A 15,048-nucleotide genomic window follows, 5' to 3' on the forward strand; every position below is an offset into this window, starting at 1 on the left:
TCGATCTGACGGAGCACCACCACAATCTGCTCCGCGCTGAACCTCTTCTTCGGCATTCCAAAGCTCCTTTCCAAGACATTCTCTCACAATGCTTGGTCTAAAAAAGCCCGGTCAGGTCAATCGAGTGGCACTACATTGCACCGGGCAAACCGATGCAGAACGGCTTTGTCGAGAGCTTCAACGGTCGCCTGCGCGACGAGTGCCTCAACGAACACCTGTTCGCCAACCTCAACGAGGCACGACGGATCATCGAAGACTGGAGGATCGACTACAACACCAACCGACCACACACGAGCCTCAACGGGCTCACACCTACCGAGTTCGCAGCACGCCCCCATCAGGGCCATAACCAGAACAGACTCTCCTTATAAACGAGGGCAAGTTGGGGAGCAGGTCAGTTTTCTTGCGGCAGAACGGAAGAAACTCAAAAAATCTGGCCATGCCACTTCATATCAACGGCATTTCCTATGGCTGTAAGCGGTCAAGCCAGCTTTGCTTCCGCGATCGATGCAGATCTCGGCGAGCAACGGTGGCGCTTGGAGCGCATAATTCCGCCGTAGGTGCGGTGACGCCGGAACTCTTATTCTTGGAATGCCTCCTCGCGCTGCTTGCGAGCAGACGGAAGCAGGAAAAGCGCAAGCATCACGAGGATGAGGGCGAGAAACGTCGCGCTTATCGGGCGCTCGATGAAGATGCTCGGGCTTCCTTGTGACAACACCAGGGACCTGCGCAGATTTTCTTCCAGCAATGGGCCGAGAATAAATCCAAGAATCAACGGTGCTCCCTCGCAGCCAAGTCTTATCAGAACGTACCCGATCACCGACAGGGCGCTGGCGAGATAGACGTCGAAAGAGCTCGTATTCAGGCTGTAGAGACCGATACAGCAGAACATGACGATGCAGGGATAGAGAATCCGGTACGGTACGCTCAGCAGTTTCACCCAAAGACCGACCAGCGGGAGATTAATGATGAGAAGCATGAGGTTGCCGATCCACATGCTGGCGACCATTCCCCAGAACAACGTCGGATTCGTTGCCATTACAGCAGAGCCCGGTGCGATACCCTGAATCATCATCGCTCCCATCATGAGGGCCATGACGGCGTTCGACGGAATGCCGAGCGTGAGCAAGGGGATGAAGGAGGTCTGTGCGCCGGCATTATTGGCGGACTCCGGTCCGGCAACTCCTTCGATCGCGCCGCGCCCGAAGCGTTCCGGGGTTTTGGAGATGCGCTTTTCAAACATATAGGAAGCGAACGAACTCAACACGGCACCGCCGCCGGGCAGAAGGCCGAGGATGCTGCCCAAGATGGTGCCCCGCGCCATGGCCGGGGCAGCTTCACGCAGATCGGCAGCGCTTGGCATAAGCCGCCCCACCTTGCTCACAGTGCCGTGCTGATCGCCGTGTTGGACGAGATTTCCGATCACCTCCGCAAGGCCGAAGAAACTTAAAGCAACGATAACGAAGTCGATTCCCTCAGACAGGTTGGTCGCGCCGAATGTGAGCCGTGATGCACCGGAATTGACATCAGTCCCGACGATTCCCATCAGCAGGCCGACGATGACCATTGCAATCGCTTTGACGAAATCGCCGGCAGCGAGAAGCGTTGCGCAAACAAGTCCGAACAGCATGAGAGAGAAATATTCCGGTGCGCCAAATTTCTGCGCGACACCGGCGAGAACAGGGCCAAAGGCGGCCAGAGCCAGCGTTCCAAAGCTACCAGCGACGAAGGAGCCGATAGCCGCCACCGCCAGCGCAATGCCGGCTCGGCCGTCGCGTGCCATGGCGTGACCATCAAGCGCAGTGACAACCGAACTGGATTCACCCGGGAGATTGAGAAGGATCGCGGTGGTTGAACCGCCATACTGCGAGCCATAGTAAATGCCTGCAAGCATGATCAGCGCGGCGACCGGCGACAGGCTGTAGGTGATCGGCAACAGCATCGCCATGGTCGCCACAGGGCCGATGCCGGGCAGCACGCCAATGAGCGTTCCTAAAAGGCAGCCAAGAAAGGCAAAAGCGAGATTGGCCGGAGTGGTTGCAACCGAAAAGCCAAGAGCGAGGTTGTCAAGCATCCGCGTTCACCACTTTGCGAGCGGGATCGCCAGCCCGATCCCGTATATGAAGACAATGGAGCAGAAGGCGCATAGCAGAATCGGCAGGAGAATCATTTCCCTGAAAGAGGATCGCTGAATTGCAGCCATTCCCAATAGACAGGATGCAATCACAGCCGGTGCAAAGCCGAAGCGCGGAATGATCCAGCCGAACGCCACCAGAGACCCTCCGATGGCGACGATAGGCCTTAGCCTTTCGATTTGTAGTTTCGCACGTGGTGCAATGAAGCCGCGTGCGGCTATGGCCAGGCCGAGAACGGCAAGGAGCGCGCCGAGGATGCAGGGAAAGAAACCCGGACCCATACGAGCGATGTTGCCGAAGTCGTAACTGGTGGACATGTACAGAACGCCGACGCCCAGGCCGGTGAAGATCATGCCGCTCAGCACGTCAACATCACTGATAGGTGAAGGCCTCATCTGACGAGAACTCCCTCGCGGTTTTCGGTGTCGTGGAAGGCAGGTTATTGTTCTCTGCCGTGGTGCTGACAATGGCAGTGAGCAATTTCCATGCCGTAGGCGATTGTCGCGCCAGCGGTGCTTCGCTTTGCGCGATGTTCCCGGTTTGGCGATCAAATCGCTTGCCGCGCATGTCTTTAATCTCTTTAATCGCGCGGTGAGACAGGATTTGCTGCATCGCAAGTGAATCGCGAGCAAGTTGACGCCGTTGAGGACAGTCGTGTTGTCGGCGCGAACACCTTGGCCATCTGGATATCTCGCTGGCCTCCCGGACGTTGAAGGTGACAGCCTGACAGGAGAAATTTTCTGCATGGCACGGCACTTGCTGCTGCGGGTTATCTTGGCGGGGTTTGCCGAAGCAACGCTCGCTCAATGAAACCGAGGGAGGGAAGTCAATGAATGTTCAGTTGAAGCGAGCCATCGCAGCTTGCTTGGGGCTGACGCTCTTTGCGGGCGTCGCATCCGCGGAAACGTGGCCGAAGGGCCCGGTTCGCCTCATTATTCCGTTTCCGGCAGCCGGTCAGACCGATCTGCTGGGCAGGGCTTACGGTGAGGCCTTGCGTGGCGTCATCAAGGAAGCGGTCGTGGTCGAAAATAAAGGCGGTGCGGGCGGCAACGTCGGCGCGGCCGTTGCTGCGCAAGCCGCGGGAGACGGGCAAACTATCTTGATGGTCACGCCGGGCATCCTGTCGATCAATCGATGGCTGTACAAGTCTCAGGGCTTCGATCCCGACAAGGACTTCAAGATGGTTTCCGTCGTTGGTCTTATGCCGAGCGGGTTTGCGGTACATCCAAGCGTGCCGGCCAACAATCTGAAAGAGCTGGTTGCGCTTATGAAGACGCGAACAAATATTCGTACCGCTTCGCCGGGCGTGGGCACGACCGGTTACCTGATGTCTGAGGTCTTCAAGAGCGAAGCCGGAGTCACCTCCATTCATGTGCCTTATCGCGGCAATGGGCCGGCCCTTCAGGCGCTTATCTCGGGCGAAGTCGACACGCTGATCGATGGCATCCCTGCGATGATCGAGCAACACAAAAAGGGGGCTATCAAGCTCCTTGCCGTTACGTCGCCTGAGCGAATGAAGCAGCTTCCGGATGTCCCGACAGTCGCCGAGCAGGGCTTTCCGCAAATCACAAACGAAGCATGGTACGGGATCGTCGTTCCAGCCTCGACGCCCGACGCCGTGGTGGAGCAGATTTATGCCGCTTCAACCAAGGCTATGGCCGACCCAAAGCTCCTGGAGCGGTTCGCCACGCTGGGCATCCAGCCGCAGACGCAGAACGGAGCTCAGATGGACAAAGTGACCAAAGATGAGTCGTCTCGCTGGAAGGCCGTCGTGGAGAAATCGGGAGCCAAGCTCGACTGATCTCATGCGCGTAGCTCCGTTGAAGATGCGAGGGGAGCGGTCTATTCGACCATGACTGCTCCCTTCGCAACCAGCGCATCAATGTCGCTGGAGGAATATCCAAACCCCTGCAACACATCCAGGGTGTCCGCGCCGATCACTCCCGCAGGTTTTCCCATTCCGGCCGGCGTGGCTGAAAACGCGATGGGCGAGCGAATTGCGGTGATTTGCCCCTCGCTTGGGTGACGGACGGTCTGAAAGAGGTTCACCGCGTTGAGATGCGGATCGTCAAGCAAGGCCTTGAGACCCAGCACGGGCGCAACCGGAATACTGGCAGGCCGCAGTTTTTCCAGCCAGTACCCCGTCGGCTGCGTAGCCAGAATCTCGCCGAGCAGGCTGTAAAGGACTTCGTAGTTCTTGCTCCGCGCGCTTTGGCTCGAGAAGCGAGGATCGGCTGCAAGATCCGCGCGGTCGACTATCCTGAAGAAGTCCCGCCAGTTCTTGTCGTTGTAGGGAAGTGCGCAGACGTATCCATCGGTCGTGCGGTGGGGCTTCCGGAGTTGCGATAGCACGCGTGCATAGCCAATCTCCTCATTGCGTCCGAAGGTGCAATCGCCAAGGTGTTCGACCATCAGGAACTGCACCATGGTTTCAAACATGGGCACCTCGATCTGCTGGCCTTCTCCGGTCCGCTGCTTGTGCAGCAGAGCTGCAAGCAGCGCGTATGCAAGCGTCAGACCGCAGACCTTGTCTGCGATGACCGTGGGAAAGAAGCGTGGTTCGCCGGCCAGTTGGGACGCGATATCGGCGATTCCGCATAGTTCCTGGATCAGGTCGTCATAGGCCGGCTCATCGCCATAGGGGCCATCCGCCGTGTAGCCATACGCACCGCAATATACGATGTCTCCTTTGATCTTTTTCACGCTCGCATAGTCGAGCCCAAGGCGCTCAATGGCCTTCGGCCGCATCGCATGCACGAACGCGTCTGCGCTTCCGATAATCTTCGCCAGCACGTCGCGTGCTTCAGGCTTTTTCAGGTCGAGTGCAACGTGACGCTTTCCGCGATTCAGGGTCAGGTGGATCGGACCCATAGCGCGGTCGCCGTTCTTGCCGACGTGACGCATGATGTCGCCCTCGGGCGATTCGATCTTGATCACTTCGGCCCCGAAATCGGCCATCACCTGCATCGCATAAGGACCCATGATCACGGCCGTCAAATCGACGATCCTGATGCCTTGAAGAGGGCCGTGTTTGGTTTTTGATGCGATGCTCATGATTGGCTTGCCTGCCTTGGCTTTTGGTCAATGGAAAGGGGATCGTGGATGGACCCGAATGGAAGCCGTCCAAGGTCGGGGACGTGATCTCTCCCGCTCGCAAGATGTGTGCCACGCCGTGATCGAACGGCAGAGTAGGATACGGTCTGTGTTGCAGTGCGCACTGTCCTCATCACAGACAGAGCGCCCGGCGCATTGTCTGTGAGCAGGTCATAAATGCCCGTCGCGCGTGGCGTTCAATCAAATCGGTTGAGCTTTCATCACATGGTACGCGCCTTGCATAGCGACGCGGGCAACAGCCACAGCAAGACACCGATGAGCGAAATCAATTCTTCAATCTTTGCCCCTGCGATGCTCGCAGGGCGAACCGCCTTCATCACCGGGGGTGGAACGGGCATCGGGCTTGGCATCGCGCAAATGTTTTCACGGCTAGGCGCGCGCGTCGCTGTCGCCAGCCGGAAGCAGGATGTCGTGATGGCGGCAGCAAAAAGTTTGCAGAGCGCAGGGGGTGAAGCGCTCGGCATTGTAACGGATGTGCGGAACTACGATGCCGTTGATGCTGCGATGAAGCAGACAGCCGATCGCTGGGGCGGGATCGATATTCTGATCAACAATGCCGCTGGAAATTTCGCCTGCCCCACCGAAGAGCTCTCGCCCAACGGCTGGAAGACTGTGGTCGATATCGATCTGAACGGCACGTTTAACTGTTGTCGTGCGGGATTTTCGTATCTGTCGGCTTCTCCTCATGTCGGTCGCATCGTGAATATTATCACCGCATACGCGTGGGGCGGCTGGCCAGGATGCGCCCCGGCCGCGGCGGCGAAAGCCGGCATTCAGTCATTGACGCGGACGCTCGCGCTCGAATGGGGCCCGAAGAATATCCTGTCGAACACGGTCGCGCCGGGGCCTATTGCCGATACTGTTGGCACACGGAAGATCCATGAAGAGACCGATCGGGCCGAAGCTGAGCTCGACAGAGTGCCGGTTGCCCGTTTCGGGCGCGTTGACGAAATCGCAGCGGCTGTGACCTATCTCGTGTCTCCGGCGGCGCTGTACGTCAACGGCACGGATCTGGTCGTGGACGGTGGGCGGCAGTTCAAGGCCACATCGTCTCGCTCGCGCAAATCATAATTTGGAGATCCTGTCACATGGGCAAAGAAGAAACGGCACCTGTTGAAGTGACCCGCGATGGTTCAGTCACCATTGTGCGATTGGCGAACGATGAAAATCGAAACTCCATGACTCAGGCTATGCGGGATGCGATTGCCGCGACGTTTCACGAGCTCGAGACTGACGCCGATTGCCGTGCCGTTTATCTCACGGGGAGCGGACAATCGTTCTGCGCGGGCGGCGATTTGCCGATGCTGAAGAATGAAATGGATCCGTGGTCGACGCATGCCCGCTTCAACAGAACGGCACAATGGCTGACGGCGCTGATCCGCTTCCGCAAGCCTGTCGTGGTTGGCGTCAATGGCTATGCCATTGGCGGCGGCTTCGGACTTTCTCTTGTTGGCGATACGATCATTGCAGCGGAAAGCGCGCAGTTCATGGCGGGATTTTTCCGGCTCGGTGTCATTCCGGACATCGGCGTGATGTACAACCTGCCGCGCCTGATCGGACTGGCGCGCGCACGCACGTTCATATTCGAAAACAAGACCTGGAGCGGCAAGGAAGCCGTTGAAAATGGTGTGGCTTCCGCCGTCGTGCCGGATGATCGTCTTGACGAGGAATGCCTCAAGCGCGCGCATGCGTTCGCGAATGGGCCGATCGAGACAATGGGATTGGCGAAATGGCTGATGGGCAGGACGTTCGAGAGTTCGCTCGACGACATGATGGCGTTCGAGAATCTCGGCCAATCGCTCGCGTTCACCAGCCAGGCATTTCAGGCGGGTCTTGATGGGCTGATAAACAAGAAGAAGCCTGACTTTGCGGCTGCATCCGAACGGGAAACATTTGTCAAAGCGGCGCGCGCCAGAAAGAAAGCCAAGTGAGCAGTTCCGAACTCGCCATGCCGGCCATCAACGCGGATAGCGCGCCTTATTGGCAGGCGGCGCGCGAAGGCAAACTCGTACTTCAGCAGTGCGGCGCGTGTGGCCTCAAGCGGTTCTTTCCCCGCTATTTGTGCCCGACCTGCTGGTCCGATCAGACGCAGTGGGTGGAGGCAAGCGGCCGGGGGACTGTCCACGCTGTCACGACGGTCCGTCGCGCGCCATCGTCGGCATTTCGCGAGAAGGTCCCTTATGTGGTCGCCCTTATTGATCTTGAGGAGGGACCGAGGATGCTCACCAATATTGTAGGGCCGAATGCGGAGCAGGCCCGCATGGGACAGGCGGTGGAGGTTACTTTTGAGGTGCGTGACAACGGCGCGGTCCCTCAGTTCCGGATTTCAGCGGGGAGCACGTGATGACTGAAGGTCTTCGTAATCGCGCCGTCGTCGTCGGAGTAGGCGAATCCGACATCGGCAAAGTTCCAAATATGACGGGCCTCGGCTTGAATGCGCAGGCGGCGAAACGTGCGCTCGACGACGCCGGCCTCAAGCCTGGCGACATCGACGGTTTGTTGACCGCATATTCTTTCACCGAGCCCTATTTCATGCTCGGCTCCGTTCTGGCGGAATACCTTGGGCTCAAGCCGACATTCTGCGCGTCCGTTATCGTGGGCGGCGCGTCACCGGCTGCGATGATCGGTCATGCCGCGGCTGCGATCGCCGCCGGCCGATGCCGGGCCGTGCTGATTTGTGCCGGAGAAAACCGTGCCACCGGCTTGTCACGTGACGAGGCCGTAACGGCGCTTGCCGCTGTCGGCCATCCGTATTTTGAAGCGCCCTACGGCGCGTTCATTCCGGCTCTCTATGCAATGGTCGCCAATCGCTACATGCATGAATACGGAACGACCCCGGAACAGATGGCGGCCGTCGCCGTGCAGTCAAGACAGCATGCGGTGATGCATCCGAATGCCCATATGCGGACTCCGATTTCGATCGACGACGTCCTCAATGCGAAGAGAATTTCCGATCCCCTCGGGGTGCTCGATTGCTGCCTGATATCAGACGCCGGCGGCGCGATTGTCGTCGCGCATCCGGATCTCGCACGGGATCGGCCGAAGGCCCCGGCGTGGCTGCTCGGCGTGGGTGAGCACCATACTCATGAGCATCTGGTTGCCGCGCCCAGCTTGACCGAGTTTGGCGCGATTGAATCCGGACGTCGTGCCTATACCATGGCTGGACTTGGACCGAAAGACATCGATTTCGCCGAGCTCTATGACTGTTTCAGCATCGTGCCGATCATCGAAGCGGAAGAACTGGGCCTGTGCGAACGCGGCGAAGGTGGGGCGCTGTTTGCCGCAGGCGATGCGGCATTTAACGGGCGCCTTCCCATCAATACGCATGGTGGAATGCTGTCACATGCGCATGCGGGAGCCGCCGGGGGGCTGTTCGGTGTCATCGAATCCGTGCGTCAATTGCGAGGCGAATGCGCAAATCGTCAGGTCAACAAGCACGATGTCGCCCTGGTGCACAGCGAAGGCGGCATCATGTCCTCGCACTGCACGTTGATCCTTGGCCGCGATCGCAATTGATAAATCGGAAAAAGACGGAGGTATAAAGCAGTGCCTTATAAAACATTCGGGTTTACCGAAGATCAGGTGCTGATGCGCGACAATGTTCTTCGTCTGCTTGAGCGCGTGTTTCCAGGCGAAGCGATCCACGATCACGAAGCGCGTTCTGCTTATCCCCGTGAAGCGTTCACTGAACTGGCTCGCGCAGGATGGCTCGCGCTCCCGTTCGAGGAGAAGTATGGTGGCGCCAATTGCTCGCACAGGGATCTGACCGTCCTGCTTGAGGCGCTTGCCTATCATCACAAGGGGCTCTCTACGGCCTATCTAGGGCCCACCATCTATGGGGGAACGGCGCTACGTCATGCAGGCAGCGAGGAGCACAAGCGCGCCTACATCCCACAGATCATTGCCGGCAAGATCCAGATGGCGATTTGCTACACGGAGCCGTCAAGCGGTTCGGATGCGGCGGGAATTCGTACCCGCGCGGTGCGTGATGGCGATCACTACATCATCAGCGGCCAGAAAGTCTTCATCACCAATGCCCATGTCGCCGACCTCATGGTGGTGAGTGCAAAGACCAATCCGGACGCAGGCCGCCGGGGCCTCAGCATGTTCCTTGTCGATGCGAAGTCAGCCGGTATTCACGTTCGCAATCTCGATCCATTGGGCAGCCGCACTACGTTGATCAATGAAGTGTTCTTCGATGAGGTGCGCGTCCCTGCGACGAACCTGTTGGGCGTGGAAAACGAGGGCTGGAAGATTCTGATGCGAGGACTCAACATGGAGCGCTTGGTGCTCGCGGCGGCAAGCGGAGGGCAGGCGCTCAAGGTGATCGAAATCGCAAAGGCGTTTGCAAAGGAACGCAAGGCTTTCGGAAAGTCGCTCACCGCGTATCAGGTCATCGCGCATCGGCTTGCCGAGATGCAAATGCTGACAGAATCGGCGCGTGCAATGACGTTTCACACCGCTGATATGTTGGATGCGGGTGTCGACGCCTTGATGGAGACCGCAACCGCAAAGACAGTTGCCGCCGAAAATGCGTGGAAGGTCGCCGATCTCGGAATGTCCATTCTCGCTGGCAGCGGCTACGTGCAGGGCGATATGCAGCGCATATTCAGGGATACGCGTCTGGGCCCGATCGGCGGAGGTACCAGTGACATACTGCGTAATGTGGTCGCGAAAGAAATGGGGCTCTGATTGCGAGGAGTTCTGCGGATCGGGATGTGCATGAGATCGTCCGGAGAGCCAGGTCGATTTAAAGGGGGAAGTTTGTGAGATTAACAAGAAAAAGTCTGGGTTCTATTGGTTTGCTGGTCGCATTGTTCATTGGCGTCGCAAGCAGCGGCGCACATGCTCAGTCCGAATATCCCGTTCGCCCGATCCGGTTGATCGTGGGATATGCGGCCGGTGGATTGACGGATGTGATGACGCGCATGCTGGGCGAGCGGATGAGCCGCGAACTTGGCCAGCCGATCGTCGTTGAAAACAAGGTCGGTGCGGCCGCTTCGCTCGCTGCGACGTTTGTCGCGCAGTCGCCGCCTGATGGTTATACGGTGTTGATGGGGACGACGAGCCTTGCCATCAATCCAAGTTTACAGCCGTCGCTTACGCCGCGTAATCCGATGGTCGAACTGGATCCGATCGGGCTCGCATATGAGACCCCGTTCGTTCTTTTAACGAGCAAAGATGTGCCCGCCCGGTCGTTCGCCGAATTCTTGGCCTATGCGAAGGAAAAGCCCCGCCATCTCAACGTCGCCAGTTCTGGAAACGGGGCGGTCAACCATCTGATCCTCGAAATGGTCAGTCGGCGGGCCGGCGTGCAACTGATGCATATCCCTTACAAGGGTGCAGCACCTGCTATCGTCGACATTCTGGCCGGCAGGCTCGATGCCACCTTCGCGACGCCGCTTGATGCCGTTCCCGTTTCGGAGCAGGGGGCCGGTCGTATTCTCGCAGTTACGTCGAGCAAGCGCTTGGCGCTTCTGCCGAACGTGCCTCCCGTTGCGGAAACCTTGCCAGGAGTGCAGGGCGTGTTCTGGCAGGCGCTCTTCGTTCCGAAGGGAACGCCGCAGCCGATCATCGCCAGGCTTGCGAACGCCTTGCGTATTGCGACGGAAGACGATCAGTTGCGATCCAAGGTTGCCGAGCGTGGCGTAACCATGATGACAGGTGGTCCTGAAGAACTGCGCGAATTTCTCAAGTCTGAAACGGACGACTGGGGAAAGCTCATTCGAGAGGCTGGCATCAAGGTGGAGTAGCTCGAAAGCCCGAGGGAATCTTTTGGCTGTGACGGAAGAGTTGGCGGCGCAGGTTCTGCCAGGCCGCCAATTCTCCGATAACGATCTGAATGATCTTAGTCGCCTTTGGTATCGCCTTGCGGACGCCGGCGATACAGAAGCGTGGCGGTCATTTGCTGCACCTCCGCGTCATTCTGGTTCCGGATGCTGCGCTGGAGCGTAACCGAGCCGCGATCAGGTTTGGACGAGGCACGTGTTGCAGTCACGGTCGCATAGACGCGGATCATATCGCCGTGCTTGACCGGCGCGAGGATGCGCCAGCTGGCAATTTCAAGAAGCGCCAGAAGCGTGCCGTCGTTGATCCCGCTCGCATAGGTCAGGCCACCCGCGATCGCATAGATGAGCGGGCCATGCGCAATCGGTTCACCAAACTGAGTATTACGGCAGTATTCGAAATTGGTGTGAACCTCGTTGAAGTCGCCGGACAGGCAGGCGAAGTTTACGATGTCGGTGGACGTTACAGTTCGGGCCGGGGTGACCAAAACTTTCCCGACCTCGAAGTCCTCGAAGTACATCCCGCGGGGCTGATTCATAGTCGTCGTTTCCTCACTGCTGGTCAAAAAGAGTCAGCAAACTATGTGCCAATGCTCCCGCCGAAGAGTGCGTGAGCGCCCGATCCTGGCTCGGCAATGACGGCTGTCGGTGAGACCGGAGATTGATGGAAATTGTGCGTGCGCCGCAGCAAGCATGACTGTGAGACGCGCGTTTCTGGGCCGGCCGCCGCAGGCCAGCCGGGGCCTTCGGGCATTCGTGTGTTGATGGGAAAGACACGTGTCCTTGGCGAGGTCAGTTAAGGGCGGTTGCCGCCTGGAAACGTCAGAGATTTCCGGTTTTTAGGACTGGCATCAAACTTGCTGTGGCTTCGTTCGGATCGAACGGGAGGTTACAGCATGAGAATTCTTGTCACGGCAGCAATGGTTGCAATCTGGATTGTCGCGGCGCCAGGCTCCGGCTTCGCACAAATTTCGGATGATGTCGTCAAGATCGGCGTTCTTGACGATATGTCGGGACCCTATGCCGATATTCAGGGGCCGGGCGATGTTGTCGCGGTCAAGATGGCTGTCGAGGACTTCGGCGGCAAGGTCAACGGAAAGCCGATCGAGGTTGTTTCCGCTGACGTGCAGCTCAAGGCGGATGTCGGAAGTGCGATCGCACGCCGATGGTATGACGTTGAAAAGGTCGATGCCATTTTCGGTCTCGGAACCTCGGCCGTCGCTCTCGCTGTCCAGGGTATCGCCCAGGAAAAGAACAAGGTTTCGATTGCGACGTCGGTCGGATCAACGGCATTGACGGGGAAGGCGTGCTCACCCAATGGGATTCATTGGGTGTACGACACCTATGCGCTGGCGAAAGGTACCGCGACAGCGACCATGAAACAGGGCGGTGGCGACTCATGGTTTTTTATCACGGCTGACTATGCATTCGGACAGTCGCTTGAAAGCGATACCGCAGCCATTGTGAAGCAGAACAACGGAAAAGTGGTAGGTTCCGTTCGTGCTCCGGTGAATTCGCCGGATTTTTCTTCGTTCCTGCTCCAGGCTCAGTCGTCCAAGGCGCAAGTGATCGGTCTTGCCAATGCTGGTGCTGACACGATCAACACGATCAAGAATGCATCTGACTTTGGTATTGTTGCCGGAGGGCAGAAGTTGGCCGGTCTTCTGGTGTTGATTACTGACATTCACTCGATCGGACTTAAAGACGCCCAGGGTTTGCTCTTTACTGAAGCGTATTACTGGGATCAGAACGACGAAACACGCGCCTTCGCCAAGCGTTTCGCGGAACGTCACGGTGGCAAGCCTCCGACAATGTTCCAGGCCGGGATCTACAGCGCCGCGATGCACTATCTAAAGGGGATTAAGGCGGCGGGAACGGACGAAGCCAAGCCGGTCATCTCTGAGATGAAGAAGATCCCCGTCAATGACTTTATGACCAAGAACGGGAGCATTCGCGAAGATGGTCGAATGATGCGCGATATGTATCTGCTTCAGGCCAAGAAGCCGTCAGAGTCAAAAAGCGAGTGGGATCTCATGAAGGTCGTCGCGACCATTCCGGCCGAGCAGGCCTTCCGGCCACTCTCGGAAAGTGAATGTCCGCTAATCAAGAAGTAACAGTCGATCGGGCGGACGAGGAATGCTCTCTCGTCCGCCCGGCAATTTCAGGCATCGTGAATTTCGCCCATTTCGGTGAGTTTCTTGTACAGAAATGAACGTGAGATTCCCAAGAGAGCAGCGGCTTTCTTCTTGTTCCCGCCGCATGCCGAAATAGCTTCCCTTATTTGCTCGTTCTGAAGCTCAGCAATGACGTTCTTGAGGTCGCGGGATTGAACATCTCGCGGCGCTGTGGGAGGCGCCGCCGCGCCTAAGCGCGCGGGCATTTGGGATAGATCCTCTACGCCGATGGTAACGCCGTCAGAAAAAACAAAGGCGCGTTCAATCTCATGCTGAAGCTGACGAATGTTGCCAGGCCACGGCCTTTCGGCCAGCTCAGCCAACGCTGCTGGGCTGATATCCGGTACGGGCCTGGCGTGCCGATATGCAATGTCATGCAGAAACTTCGTCGCCAGCAAAGGTATGTCTTCAATTCGCTCGCGTAGCGGTGGAAGCTCGATGACAATCGGCGAGATGCGGTAGAACAGATCGAGTCGAAAGACTCCGCTCTCAACCGAGGCTTGCAAGTCCTTGTTGGTTGCTGAAACAAGACGAAAATCGACGGCTCGGGGACGATCTCCGCCGACGCGCTCCACAATTCGATCCTGCAGGACGCGAAGGAGTTTTGCCTGAACCTCAAGGGGCGTGTCGCCGATTTCGTCCAGGAAGATCGTGCCACCTTCAGCTTGCTCAAACTTGCCCTTGCGTCCTTTTTTGTCGGCTCCTGTAAAAGCCCCCGCCTCGTAGCCGAACAGTTCAGATTCCACGAGATTGGCTGGAAGAGCTGCAGCATTCACGTTGACCATCGAACGGTCGCGGCGCGGGCTGAGGTGATGAAGGGCGTGTGCGACGAGCTCTTTGCCCGTGCCGCTTTCTCCGCGAATAAGTACAGGGATTTCGAGTGGAGCGACCTTGATGATCTGCGCTCGGAGCCGCTGCACTGCGCTGCTCCCGCCGATGATCGCCTCTAATCCGTAGTCGCGGGATCGCAAGGTTTCGGTCTCGCGTTTATAGAACTCAAGTTCTCCTTCGAGAGCTTTGACCCGAAGGCTGAGCGCTTCCAGCTGTTGAGGTCCTTTGAACATGACCCGTCCGATGGCGCCGATTATCTGGCCATCGCGCTTAATTGGAATGCGGGAGACGACGCGGTCAGATCTGCGCATGCGCTGGATGGAGCCGATTTCTGCTTTTCCGGAAGCAACGACTTCGTGCAGCCGGGTATTGTCGATGACTTGCTCGACCGGTCGACCAATTCCGTCTCCGGATTTGAGGCCGAAGAATGTTTCATGAATGGGGGAAACGTAGACGAGGTGGGCATTTTTATCCACGACCGTCATTCCATCAAACGGATCGGTCAGCAGATGCTGAAAAATATCCCACGCGAAATCCACGCTCCCGATGAAGTTAAGGAGCGCGTCTCCAGGAGCGTTGCTGAAGACAAGCAGTTCGCCTTCTTCCATGGGAACGAGCAGAACTGTAAAAACTTTACGATCCAAATTTAGGGTCGTCAGACGCTGATTGCGGATATCGCCCATCCACATCTTGTCTGTGGCCAGTGACTTGACACGCGGATCGCTACCTATGCCGACGGTCATCACCGGGCGATTTGTAGCGTCGATCACGACGACTCCGGCCACTGCGAAGTTCGTTGTTGCAGGCATTTCCTCTGTCCTTTTTGAGGACACATCAGCATGAGGATAAGGTCATCGCAAGGACATTTGTTGCCACGAAAGACACGGAGGACTTTCCATACCAAGCCATTGAAGGTGGAATCCGGCTTAATTCGCTCAAACCACCAATGATGCTCGGGCTGGCACATCTGTTGCTCTTGTAGAGCCAATCCGATCATTCCGCCGCAGA

14 protein-coding genes and 1 pseudogene are annotated in these 15,048 nt (G+C 57.7%); 9 read left to right on the top strand and 6 right to left on the bottom strand.

Annotated features, from left to right (window positions below):
• Window positions 1–119: 119 nt before the first annotated feature.
• Window positions 120–371, top strand: a pseudogene (locus tag ACP7AL_RS23620) (integrase core domain-containing protein); the annotation flags it as partial.
• Between the two features lie 209 nt (window positions 372–580).
• Here the strand turns inward: ACP7AL_RS23620 and ACP7AL_RS23625 are convergent.
• Genes ACP7AL_RS23625 through ACP7AL_RS23635 form a run of 3 tightly spaced genes read right to left on the bottom strand, consistent with a single transcriptional unit; the run spans window position 581 to window position 2,747 of the window.
• On the bottom strand, window positions 581–2,074 hold the full coding sequence (locus tag ACP7AL_RS23625) for a tripartite tricarboxylate transporter permease (protein WP_425994792.1): 1,494 nt from the start codon (window positions 2,072–2,074) through the stop codon (window positions 581–583).
• Window positions 2,075–2,080: 6 nt separating this feature from the next.
• Window positions 2,081–2,488 carry a tripartite tricarboxylate transporter TctB family protein gene (locus ACP7AL_RS23630; RefSeq protein WP_425994794.1) on the bottom strand — a complete coding sequence of 136 codons (408 nt, stop codon included), beginning with the start codon at window positions 2,486–2,488 and terminating at the stop codon, window positions 2,081–2,083.
• A 19-nt stretch (window positions 2,489–2,507) separates the two neighbouring features.
• On the bottom strand, window positions 2,508–2,747 hold the full coding sequence (locus ACP7AL_RS23635) for a hypothetical protein (RefSeq protein ID WP_425994796.1): 240 nt from the start codon (window positions 2,745–2,747) through the stop codon (window positions 2,508–2,510).
• A gap of 172 nt (window positions 2,748–2,919) precedes the next feature.
• On the opposite strand from ACP7AL_RS23635, the gene ACP7AL_RS23640 reads away from it, so the two are divergent.
• On the top strand, window positions 2,920–3,936 hold the full coding sequence (locus tag ACP7AL_RS23640; protein ID WP_425994798.1) for a Bug family tripartite tricarboxylate transporter substrate binding protein: 1,017 nt from the start codon (window positions 2,920–2,922) through the stop codon (window positions 3,934–3,936).
• 41 nt (window positions 3,937–3,977) lie between these two features.
• Here the strand turns inward: ACP7AL_RS23640 and ACP7AL_RS23645 are convergent, their stop codons facing one another.
• A complete protein-coding gene (locus tag ACP7AL_RS23645) occupies window positions 3,978–5,189 on the bottom strand; it encodes a CaiB/BaiF CoA transferase family protein (protein ID WP_425994800.1) in 1,212 nt (403 codons plus the stop codon).
• A gap of 315 nt (window positions 5,190–5,504) precedes the next feature.
• Between ACP7AL_RS23645 and ACP7AL_RS23650 the strand changes: the two genes are divergently transcribed.
• The 6 genes from ACP7AL_RS23650 (at window position 5,505) to ACP7AL_RS23675 (ending at window position 11,002) form a co-directional block, all read left to right on the top strand.
• Window positions 5,505–6,320: an SDR family oxidoreductase gene (locus ACP7AL_RS23650; protein WP_425994802.1), complete on the top strand. Its 816-nt coding sequence runs from the start codon at window positions 5,505–5,507 to the stop codon at window positions 6,318–6,320.
• 17 nt (window positions 6,321–6,337) lie between these two features.
• Window positions 6,338–7,180, top strand: a complete 843-nt coding sequence (locus ACP7AL_RS23655) for an enoyl-CoA hydratase/isomerase family protein (RefSeq protein ID WP_425994804.1) — start codon at window positions 6,338–6,340, stop codon at window positions 7,178–7,180.
• Window positions 7,177–7,593, top strand: a complete 417-nt coding sequence (locus ACP7AL_RS23660; RefSeq protein ID WP_425994806.1) for a Zn-ribbon domain-containing OB-fold protein — start codon at window positions 7,177–7,179, stop codon at window positions 7,591–7,593. Before ACP7AL_RS23655 ends, ACP7AL_RS23660 begins: the two co-directional genes overlap by 4 nt.
• On the top strand, window positions 7,593–8,765 hold the full coding sequence (locus ACP7AL_RS23665) for a thiolase C-terminal domain-containing protein (RefSeq protein WP_425994808.1): 1,173 nt from the start codon (window positions 7,593–7,595) through the stop codon (window positions 8,763–8,765). Before ACP7AL_RS23660 ends, ACP7AL_RS23665 begins: the two co-directional genes overlap by 1 nt.
• 30 nt (window positions 8,766–8,795) lie before the next feature.
• Complete coding sequence (locus tag ACP7AL_RS23670; RefSeq protein ID WP_425994810.1) at window positions 8,796–9,941, top strand: acyl-CoA dehydrogenase family protein; 1,146 nt, start codon at window positions 8,796–8,798, stop codon at window positions 9,939–9,941.
• Window positions 9,942–10,051: 110 nt separating this feature from the next.
• On the top strand, window positions 10,052–11,002 hold the full coding sequence (locus ACP7AL_RS23675) for a Bug family tripartite tricarboxylate transporter substrate binding protein (RefSeq protein ID WP_425994812.1): 951 nt from the start codon (window positions 10,052–10,054) through the stop codon (window positions 11,000–11,002).
• A gap of 95 nt (window positions 11,003–11,097) precedes the next feature.
• Here ACP7AL_RS23675 and ACP7AL_RS23680 read toward each other — a convergent pair whose 3' ends face one another.
• Window positions 11,098–11,574 carry a MaoC/PaaZ C-terminal domain-containing protein gene (locus ACP7AL_RS23680; RefSeq protein WP_425994814.1) on the bottom strand — a complete coding sequence of 159 codons (477 nt, stop codon included), beginning with the start codon at window positions 11,572–11,574 and terminating at the stop codon, window positions 11,098–11,100.
• 357 nt (window positions 11,575–11,931) lie between these two features.
• Here ACP7AL_RS23680 and ACP7AL_RS23685 point away from each other — a divergent pair, with 357 nt between their 5' ends.
• The gene (locus ACP7AL_RS23685; protein ID WP_425995189.1) at window positions 11,932–13,149 is read left to right on the top strand and encodes an ABC transporter substrate-binding protein; all 1,218 of its coding nucleotides are present in this window, start codon (window positions 11,932–11,934) and stop codon (window positions 13,147–13,149) included.
• Window positions 13,150–13,196: 47 nt separating this feature from the next.
• Here the strand turns inward: ACP7AL_RS23685 and ACP7AL_RS23690 are convergent, their stop codons facing one another.
• A complete protein-coding gene (locus ACP7AL_RS23690) occupies window positions 13,197–14,849 on the bottom strand; it encodes a sigma-54 interaction domain-containing protein (protein ID WP_425994816.1) in 1,653 nt (550 codons plus the stop codon).
• Window positions 14,850–15,048: the final 199 nt, after the last annotated feature.

Origin of the sequence: Afipia sp. DC4300-2b1, from assembly GCF_049895725.1 — a bacterium.
Taxonomy (GTDB): Bacteria; Pseudomonadota; Alphaproteobacteria; order Rhizobiales; family Xanthobacteraceae; genus Afipia; species Afipia broomeae.

Bases quoted from the DNA above. Each gene is read 5' to 3' on its own strand.
- ACP7AL_RS23625 (WP_425994792.1), bottom strand. From the start codon at position 2,074: ATGCTTGACAACCTCGCTCTTGGCTTTTCGGTTGCAACCACTCCGGCC.
- ACP7AL_RS23630 (WP_425994794.1), bottom strand. From the start codon at position 2,488: ATGATCTTCACCGGCCTGGGCGTCGGCGTTCTGTACATGTCCACCAGT.
- ACP7AL_RS23635 (WP_425994796.1), bottom strand. From the start codon at position 2,747: ATGCAGCAAATCCTGTCTCACCGCGCGATTAAAGAGATTAAAGACATG.
- ACP7AL_RS23645 (WP_425994800.1), bottom strand. From the start codon at position 5,189: ATGAGCATCGCATCAAAAACCAAACACGGCCCTCTTCAAGGCATCAGG.
- ACP7AL_RS23650 (WP_425994802.1), top strand. From the start codon at position 5,505: ATGAGCGAAATCAATTCTTCAATCTTTGCCCCTGCGATGCTCGCAGGG.
- ACP7AL_RS23655 (WP_425994804.1), top strand. From the start codon at position 6,338: ATGGGCAAAGAAGAAACGGCACCTGTTGAAGTGACCCGCGATGGTTCA.
- ACP7AL_RS23665 (WP_425994808.1), top strand. From the start codon at position 7,593: ATGACTGAAGGTCTTCGTAATCGCGCCGTCGTCGTCGGAGTAGGCGAA.
- ACP7AL_RS23680 (WP_425994814.1), bottom strand. From the start codon at position 11,574: ATGAATCAGCCCCGCGGGATGTACTTCGAGGACTTCGAGGTCGGGAAA.
- ACP7AL_RS23685 (WP_425995189.1), top strand. From the start codon at position 11,932: ATGAGAATTCTTGTCACGGCAGCAATGGTTGCAATCTGGATTGTCGCG.
- ACP7AL_RS23690 (WP_425994816.1), bottom strand. From the start codon at position 14,849: ATGCCTGCAACAACGAACTTCGCAGTGGCCGGAGTCGTCGTGATCGAC.